This is a genomic window from Pedobacter sp., from assembly GCF_035566355.1.
GTDB lineage: Bacteria > Bacteroidota > Bacteroidia > Sphingobacteriales > Sphingobacteriaceae > Pedobacter.
On record NZ_DATMRL010000081.1, the window covers coordinates 1 to 9502 of the forward strand.

A 9502-nucleotide genomic window follows, 5' to 3' on the forward strand; every position below is an offset into this window, starting at 1 on the left:
GAATGGTCCTATTTATTCTTTAACGGTAAATTTAGCCACAGTTTATTAAAGAAGCCGGCTGAAGGAGATTTTAGAGTACAACATTACCATGGTGGAACGATCAGTAAAGTCGCCGCCTCTCCGGAGCAAATTAAATCTGCAGGACTTTATGTCGAAAAATTTGCAACAGATACCTTGTATGCAAGGGTAGATGGGATCCATCGGAACGGCGAATTGTATTTGATGGAGCTGGAGCTCATTGAACCCTATTTGTTCCTGAATACAGCTCCGGAAGCATTTCATAATTATTATGTTGCCCTAATAGAGATCATCCGCAAAAATGGAAAATAATAAATTAAAAGGCTGTTTGCTGGCTTTCCTTGCCGCACTATTATGGGGCGTTTCCGGTGCTTGCTGTCAATTTCTTTTTGTTCACCGGGCTGTTAACATAGAATGGCTGCTCACCATGAGGTTATTGGTTTCAGGACTGATCTTGGTGTTGTATGCAAGAATTATAAGGCGGCCTGATTTGTTGCGGATCTGGAAGAACAAAAGAGATGCTATTCAGCTATTATTGTTTACCATTTTCGGAATGGTAGCGGTTCAGTACACGTATTTTGCTACGATTAAATATTCTAATGCAGCTACTGCCACGGTACTTCAGTACCTGGGACCTGTACTTATTGCAATTTATTATACCATAAAGCTAAGACGACTACCTACCTTAATAGAACTCATTGCCATTGTATTTGCCTTAACCGGTACATTCTTACTGGTTACGCATGGTCAGATCGGATATTTATCTGTTTCCAAACCTGCCCTGATCTGGGGACTGCTTGCGGCAGTTACACTGGCCGTTCATTCCATCCAACCCATAACGCTGTTAAAACGCTATAGCACAACCGTCGTCATAGGTTGGTCAATGCTTATTGGAGGCCTGTTTTCCAGTTTTATTCATGCACCTTGGGCAGTAGAGGGGAGATGGGACACCTATACTTATCTTTGTATGGCTTTTATTATACTATTGGGTAGTCTGGTTGCTTTTTATGCTTATCTGACCGCAGTAAAATTGATTGGTGCCGGAACAAGTAGTTTGCTGGCTTGCGCAGAGCCACTGTCCGCTGCGCTCATTGCAGTGGTTTGGTTAAACGTGTCTTTTGGTCGTTTTGACTGGATCGGCACCACCTTTATATTACTCACGGTCCTCCTCCTCACTTTTAGAGAACGAAGGGATAGGGTACCCCTGTCCGGTGAATGAATTATTTCTTTTTTTCAGCTAGCCTGTTGTTCAGATAATCTGTTGGCGACATACCAAACTGCTTTAGAAATACCCTTCCAAAATGAGTTTGGGAACTGTAACCCACCATCTCCGAGATTTCATAAATCTTTAATGCCCCTTCACTGAGTAATTCTGCGGCTCTTTTTAAACGGGCCAGGTTAATCAATTCATTGGGAGAAAGGTTAGAGATTGATTTGATCTTTCTATACAAGGTTGGACGGCTCATGTTCATGTTTTCAGCAAGGTGTTCCACGTCCAGCTGTTGGTTTTGAATGTTCTGAACAATAATGCTTTGGATTTTTTCAAGGAATTGTTCATCGGCTTTGGAGTAAGCAATGCTTTTGATGTGGAGGAGAGGAGAGCTGGAAAAATAAGCTTTGATCTTGTTGCGGTTAGCAATAAGGCTCGAGGCCTGGACTTGTAAAAACTCCGGAGAAAAGGGCTTTTCCATATACACATCAGCACCCAGTTCCAGCCCTTCAATTTTAGACTGCATCGTGTTTTTTGCAGTAAGCAGAATGACTGGGATATGGCTGAATTCAATGCTGGATTTAATTCTTTTGCAAAATTCAAAGCCATCCATTTCAGGCATCATTACGTCGCTGATCACCAGGTGTACAATTTCCTGTTCCAACCGTAACAGACCTTCTTTGCCATTCAAAGCCACCAATACCTGGAATTTTTCACTCAGATCATCAGAAATAAAATCCAGGATATCTTCATTGTCGTCTACAAGAAGTATAACGGGTTTTTCCTCAATCACCGCTTCATTTACAAAGTCTATTTCTTTTTCCATTTTCCTTCTAAATTAAATTCCATAGTCTGATGAATAGGAAAGCATACAACGAATATATTATAGTCACCCTCATTTTCAGTCAAGTTCAACTGTCCTTTGTGCAGTTCTGTCAGTGACTTGGAAATGGATAACCCAATGCCAGTACCCTGTTTCATTTCAGTATCCTTTGCCCTGAAAAAAGGCTCAAAAATCTTATCTTTCAATTCGGCAGCAATTTTACTTCCATCATTCTTAACCAGAATGGTAAACTCATCGTTTTGTTCCTGAATAACTAGTTTAACCTCGACAATAGATTTACCGTATTTAATTGCATTGTCTATCAGGTTACTCATAATCTTATAGAATGCTTCCAGATCTATATAGGCAAACAGATCCTTTTCCGGAAGGATCATTTCGTAATGAAGCCGTTTTTGTTCTGCAGCAAACTGAAACTGTAAGCTGACATCACGAAGCAAATCTGAAATATTGGCTTTAACAAAATTGAGCGAAAAGCCTGAAATTTCTGTTTTCCTGAAATCCAGCAATTGATTGGTCAGGTTAAGTAAACGTTCTGTATTTCGGTCCATGATCTTCAGATTTTTTTCTATCGGATCGGAGTGTACTTCTTTAGATAATTTGAGCAGTTTTTCCATAGGACCTTTAATGAGCGTAAGTGGTGTACGGATCTCATGTGCTACATTTGTGAAAAATTCTATTTTGGCCTGGTAAATCTCCTTTTCCTTTTTGTGCTCAAAGATTTCCATTCGTCTTTTGTTCCTGCTTTCTGTTCTCTTATGATATTCCCAAACCAGAACAGAAACCAGTCCGATAATTACAATAGCATAGAACAAATAAGCCTGAGGTGTCTTCCAGAAAGGAGGGAGTATGGTAATGTGAAGCTTTACATTGTTTGTGCTCCAAAGTTTACTGCCGCTCATCATTGATTTGGCCTCAAATACATATTTCCCCGGGGCAAGTTTGGTAAAATAAACCTTCCTGTTTGTTTTTAAGTATTCCCAGCTATTATACAAACCCTTCATCTTATAGGCATATTCGGTCATTTCAGGGGCAATGTAACTGAGCGCGGCAAAATCAATGCTAAAAGAAGACTGATTATGCTGTAAGGTGATCTCCTGAGTGTAGAGCATGGATTTGCCCGATATGGACTTTGTTAGTTGAGTCTGGTTTTGCGTATTATCGATCTGGAAACCGGTTAGAAAAACCTGGGCAGTTGCAGTTGTCGTATTCAACTGTTCGGGAAGGAAACTGATCATACCCTTTACACTACCAAAATAAAGCCGTCCGTCGGTATCTTTAAAAGACGAATTGTAATTGAACTGATCCGTCAGGAGCCCGTCTTCCCGGGTATAGGCTTTTACAACCTTCGTTTGTGGGTTAAAACGCAAGATGCCTGCTGTACTGCTGATCCATAAATTACCGCTGCTGTCTTCCTGTATCCGGAAAGGAAAGTTGCTGGGAAAACCATCCCTTACAGTAAATGATTTAAAGGTGGATTTTTTTTTATTAAACAGGGCAAGTCCTCCACCATCCGTAGCTACCCAGATATTTTTGCGGCTGTCCTCAAAAATCCCATTCACTGTATTATTGCGCAAGGAGGTTTTATCATTGTCTTTTGATATAAAGTTCCTGAAACTACTATCTCCAAGTTTGAAATTAAACAGACCACTATTATAAGTGCCTGCCCAGATGCTACCCTCACTGTCTTGAATAATATTATTATAGAAAGATACAGGCAGACCAGGCACCAGGTCAAAATCATCATTCTTCTCGTTATAGCTGTATAATCCTGAAGTTGTGGCCGCTAAAATAATGCCTTGCCTGGTTTTATAAAGGCACAATATAAAATTAGACCTTAAAGAATTGCCCTTTCCTGCATGATAGTGTTTGGTGATAAGACCTGTGTTGATATTCATAATATCCAGACCATGTTCAAAAGTGCCGATCCAGAGCTGATTGCCATTGGGTAGTAAAGCATGGACATTGGAATGTGCAATGCTGTACTTTTTACCATTTGGAAAATAGGAAGTAAAGAGACCTGTTTTGGGATCCAGTTTGTTCAATCCGGCATCTTCTGTACCAATCCAGAAATTTCCATTCTTATCCTTGCAAATTTCCCGGATGGCACTTCCGCTGATCGCATTTTTTTGAAGGCCGGGGAAGTATTTGGTGAATACGGATGCGAAAGGAGAATAATAATTAACTCCACCAAAATAGGTTCCGGTCCATATGCCACCTTCACGATCTGCACAAAGTGTATAGATGGCATTGTCTGATAAAGCATAAGGGTTTCCAACTTGTTTTTGCAGATGAGTGATGCTACCATCCTTGTGACGGTAAATATAGAGACCAGACTCTGTCCCAATCCAGAATTCCTCGTTTGCCGAGGCTTTGATGTCCCTTACATAAATATGCGTTTTATCTGTATTCAGAGTAGCAAGATCTTTTAATGTATGCGTTTTCAAGTTAAACAACTTTAAGCCCTGATTAGTCGTACCAATTAGCAATTGGCCATCCCTGGTTTCACTGATTGCAGAAATCCATCCAATGCTGGATGGGTGTATCTTGTCCAGCAAATACCGGGTTTCAAAGGCTCGGGACGTTGGATTGTAAACAGCAATCTGGGCATCCGGACTTGTAATGATCATTTCGCCATTTGGGCGGCAAAAGAGATGAGTTGGAGAAAAGGAAGCTTCCATTTGCACAGTTGCGAGACTGTTTTTAATTGGATTGTACTGATATATTTTACCTCCCGAAAGTATCCAGATCAGGCCCGTATGGTCCATTTGGAGTACGCTCATTGTCATTCCGCTGGTCAATGTTATACTATTGAATGCCTCTTTTACAGGATCATATCTATAGAGCCCCCGGTCGGTGCCTACCCATATGCCAACTTTGTTGTCGCTCAGTAAAGAATGTATTTTGTCGCTTCCTAAGCTTTGAGCATTGCTTACATCATGTCTGTAAGTCTTAAAAGAATAACCGTCAAACCTGTTCAAACCATCTTTTGTGCCAAACCACATAAAACCATTATGATCCTGTACACTGCAAAAAACAGTGTTATTAGACAACCCATTCTCCACCTGATAGTGCTTGAAATAATAGGGCTGGGCACACAGCATCTTTGCTGTCAGCAGAAAAAAAACAAGGATTAATAGTCTCAATAGTTTATAAATGGCTCTATGTTTCAAATATATCAAACAAATACGTTGTTTTAATTCTGAATAAAGATTGAGACTAAATGTTGAAATATTGAGACAGTAAGAGTTTCGATGGCCAATGTTGCAATTTAATCAAATGTAGCCTAAAGATTGATGAAGATATCCTGTAACTGAAATTGATCCGGTATACAGAAATTAAAAACGAGAAGAGAAAATTCATTGAAATAGAGACAAATTGAAGAAAACTTGATACAAATGCGTAGAGCAGCCAAAGTCCAAAAATCCAATATTTGAGAAACCAAATTTTAAACCACATGAACAAAATTCTTTCTGGCACTTTGCTTTTTATATTGAGTTGTACTGCTGTTCGGGCACAACAAAAACCTTGGGCATTGATTAAGGACAGAATTGTTTCGCCATGGGCAGAAAAAGTAGAGCCCAAAAACGTATTACCTGAATATCCACGTCCTCAACTGGTACGCAGCGGCAACTGGAAAAATCTGAATGGTTTGTGGGATTATGCAATTGTACCTAAAAGTCAATCTGAACCATCTGCCTATGAAGGAAAGATTTTAGTTCCCTTTGCAGTAGAATCTGCACTTTCAGGCGTAGGCCGTACTGTTGGCAAGGACAGTGTACTATGGTACAGTCATATCATTGATATACCTTCTTTCATGAACAATAAAGAAGTAATGCTTCATTTTGGTGCAGCAGACTGGCAAACAGAAGTTTTTGTGAACGGAAAAAGTGCCGGATTGCACGAAGGTGGATTTGATGCTTTTACTTTTAACATTACAAGCCTCCTTAAAAAGGGCTCCAAACAGGAGATCAAGGTCAGAATTTGGGATCCCACAGACGAAGGGCCTCAGCCACGAGGAAAACAACAGAGAAAACCAGAAGGAATATGGTACACGCCTGTAACTGGTATCTGGCAAACCGTATGGATTGAAGCACTTCCTAAAACTCATATTGTATCTACAAAACAAACACCAGATATCGATGCGAAAACACTGGAGGTCTCGGCAAAAGCAGAAGGCCTGGAGCCTGGTGATCGGTTAAGGATTACAGCGTTTGATGGCAAAAACAAAGTTGCAGAACAGGATATCGAGCCTGGAGCGGTGGCTTCACTGGCTATTACTAATCCTAAACTCTGGTCACCATCTTCTCCATTCCTATATCATCTGAATGTATCATTAATACGCAAAGGAAAAATTATTGATGAAGCAGGAAGCTATTTTGCTATGCGTAAATCCTCTGTTGGCGCAGATAAAAATGGTATCCAGCGAATGCTGCTCAATAATGAATTTGTTTTTCAGTACGGCCCTTTAGATCAGGGCTGGTGGCCTGACGGACTGTATACCGCCCCAACAGATGAAGCCCTGAATTTTGACATTATTAAAACCAAGGCAATGGGTTTTAACATGATCAGGAAACACATTAAGATTGAACCCGCAAGATGGTATTATGAATGTGATAAATTAGGTATGCTGGTATGGCAGGATATGCCAAGCGGGGATTTGGGCAATCAATGGCAGCCCAATCCAGGACTTTTGGGAGGGACCGATAAAAACAGAACACCAGCATCTGAGGCCATATACCGTAAAGAATGGGAGGTGATCCTGGATCAACTGCATAATTTCCCCTCTATTATAGTATGGACTCCATTTAATGAAGCATGGGGGCAATTTAAAACCAAAGAAATTGCCGATTGGACTAAGCAGAAAGACCCTTCCCGTTTGGTGAACAGTGCAAGTGGCGGTAATTTTGTAATTGCCGGCGATTTGGTAGATCTGCACCATTATCCAGACCCTGCAATGCCAAGACCAGACCTATTCGGTTCCACACACGCTATTGTATTGGGTGAGTTTGGAGGTCTGGGACTGCCAGTCTCAGGACATACCTGGAAAGCAAAAGACAACTGGGGTTATCAGACTTTTAAGACTGCCGATGAAATGCTGGATAAGTATAGTTCATTTATGACAAAAATGCAGGAGCTCATCCAAAAGGGATTATCCGCTGCGGTCTATACGCAAACAACCGATGTGGAACAGGAAACGAACGGTTTGATGACCTACGACAGAAAAGTGATTAAAATGCCCGTTGAAAAACTGAAAAGTGTACACGATAAATTGTATTTGCCGCTTGTACCGTAATTAGTGAAACACACACCTGATTTATTTATAAATACACACAAATGAAACGACTTATTCTTACGGTAAGCTTAGCGGCAATTTTGCTAAGGGCATCTGCACAGGAGCGGATTGCCCCGGCTTACCCGCTAATTACACATGATCCTTATTTTAGCGTTTGGTCCTTTACCGACAAATTAAATGCTTCTCCAACCAAGCATTGGACAGGTACAGCACAATCCTTAACAGGTTTGATTAAGGTAGACGGAAAGGTATACCGTTTTTTGGGAAACCAGGAACGAAATTTTGTTACGGCATTGCCTGCATCGGACGAAAAAGCCTATCAGGTGCAATATACGGAGAATGAACCCGCGAAGGGATGGGAGCAGGCCGGCTTTAGCGATAATAGTTGGGAAACTGGTACCGCACCATTTGGCGATGGTTCGGCGACTACACAATGGAGAAGTAAAGACCTGTGGACTCGCCGGACATTCAATCTGGATAGAACAGATTTTAAAGGTCTGCAGTTAAAATTGATGAACGACGATGATGTTGAAGTTTATTTGAACGGAACACAGATCTTTGATTGTAAGTGTTTTAATGGTAAATTTATTTACATCCCGACAGATCAGAAATTATTAAAAAAGGGAAAAAATGTACTGGCCATTCATGTAAGAAATAATGTCGGCGGACAGTGGCTGGATGCAGGATTGGTTTACGACAAACCAGTTGCAGCTGAGCAAAATGTACTGGCAGCCAAACAAACCAGCATAAAATTGAATGCAACGCAAACCCGCTATACTTTTGATTGTGGTGCGGTGAACCTGGATGTCGCTTTTACTTCCCCCTTATTAATGGATGATTTGGATTTAATGTCTCGTCCGGTATCCTATGTATCTTTTAAAGTAAAGGCAAAAGATGGAAAAAAGCATACTGCTGAGGTTTATTTCGGCGCATCAACTGCCTTATCTACCCATACAGAATATGAAGAGGTGGCGGCTAAACAATATAATACCGGTGCATTATCCATATTGAAAGCGGGTACAAGGGAACAAGCCATCTTAAAAAAATCTGGAGATGATGTACGTATTAACTGGGGATATATGTATGTTGCAGTTCCTCAAAATGCAAATGCACGTCAATATATCAGTCCTTCTGCCGATGCTGTCGCTGATTTTGTTGCAGGTAAAAAAACAGGTGCTGCAGTTGCAGAAGGCAGGAAACTGAGTCTTTCAACGGTACTCCCCTTTAATGAAGTAGGCGCTTTAGTAAGTGAGAAACGTATTTTGGTGGGCTATGATGACATTTACGCTGTACAATATTTTGGAGAAAACCTCAGGCCATGGTGGAACAGGAACAACAACCAAACTATTGACAAGCAGTTAGCGCTGGCCAATACCGAGTATTCTTCGGTTTTAAAAAAATGTGAAGCTTTTAATCAGAAGTTCTATTCCGAAAACGTAAAGGCGGGCGGAGAAAAATATGCTGAACTTTCAGATCTGGCCTACAGACAAGCTATTTCAGCTCATAAATTAGTACAAAGCCCTCAAGGTGAAATCCTATTCCTTTCCAAAGAAAATTTCAGTAATGGTTCTATCAATACTGTAGATGTGACCTATCCTTCTGCACCTTTATTTCTGGCCTACAATCCAGAACTCCTTAAAGGTATGTTGAACGGTATATTCTATTATAGTGAAAGTGGAAAATGGAAAAAGCCTTTTCCTTCTCATGATTTAGGCACTTACCCTCTGGCAAATGGTCAAACTTATGGAGAAGATATGCCCGTTGAAGAAGCTGGTAATATGGTGATTTTAACAGCAGCGATTGCTAAAGCTGAAGGAAATGCAGCATATGCCAGAAAACATTGGGAAACCTTATCCATCTGGGCAAACTATCTGAGCAAAGCAGGCCTGGATCCAGCGAACCAGTTATGTACGGATGATTTTGCCGGCCACATGGCGCGTAACGCAAATTTATCAGTTAAAGCAATTGTGGCCATTGGTGGTTATGGTATGCTTGCTGAAAAACTGGGTAAGTCTGAAGAGTCCGCTAAATTCAGCCGTATGGCAAAAGAAATGGCGCAGAAATGGATGCAAATGGCTGATGCGGGAGACCACTATGCCCTAACTTTCAATGGAAAGGATACCTGGAGCCAGAAATA

At 40.9% G+C, this 9502-nt stretch carries 5 protein-coding genes and 1 pseudogene; 4 read left to right on the forward strand and 2 right to left on the reverse strand.

The genetic code is table 11. The annotated features are described in order from the left end of the window. Nucleotides 1-330: pseudogene (locus tag VNZ46_RS03060) on the forward strand (hypothetical protein); the annotation flags it as partial. Next, nucleotides 320-1237 (forward strand): DMT family transporter, encoded by a 918-nt coding sequence (locus tag VNZ46_RS03065; RefSeq protein WP_325558606.1) that lies wholly within the window; start codon nucleotides 320-322, stop codon nucleotides 1235-1237. The pseudogene VNZ46_RS03060 and the gene VNZ46_RS03065, both read left to right, overlap by 11 nt. 1 nt (nucleotide 1238) lies before the next feature. On the opposite strand, the gene VNZ46_RS03070 is transcribed toward VNZ46_RS03065, so the two are convergent. Both VNZ46_RS03070 and VNZ46_RS03075 read right to left on the reverse strand, forming a co-directional pair. After that, entirely contained in the window at nucleotides 1239-2054 is an 816-nt protein-coding gene (locus VNZ46_RS03070) for a response regulator transcription factor (protein ID WP_325558607.1), read from the reverse strand. After that, entirely contained in the window at nucleotides 2039-5215 is a 3177-nt protein-coding gene (locus VNZ46_RS03075; RefSeq protein ID WP_325558608.1) for a ligand-binding sensor domain-containing protein, read from the reverse strand. The genes VNZ46_RS03070 and VNZ46_RS03075 overlap by 16 nt, the downstream gene beginning before the upstream one ends. 311 nt (nucleotides 5216-5526) lie before the next feature. Between VNZ46_RS03075 and VNZ46_RS03080 the strand changes: the two genes are divergently transcribed. Together VNZ46_RS03080 and VNZ46_RS03085 are read left to right on the forward strand one after the other, a co-directional pair. After that, nucleotides 5527-7365: a glycoside hydrolase family 2 protein gene (locus VNZ46_RS03080; protein WP_325558609.1), complete on the forward strand. Its 1839-nt coding sequence runs from the start codon at nucleotides 5527-5529 to the stop codon at nucleotides 7363-7365. Between the two features lie 41 nt (nucleotides 7366-7406). Next, a partial coding sequence (locus VNZ46_RS03085; protein ID WP_325558610.1) for a glutaminase domain-containing protein occupies nucleotides 7407-9502 on the forward strand: 2096 nt, incomplete at its 3' end.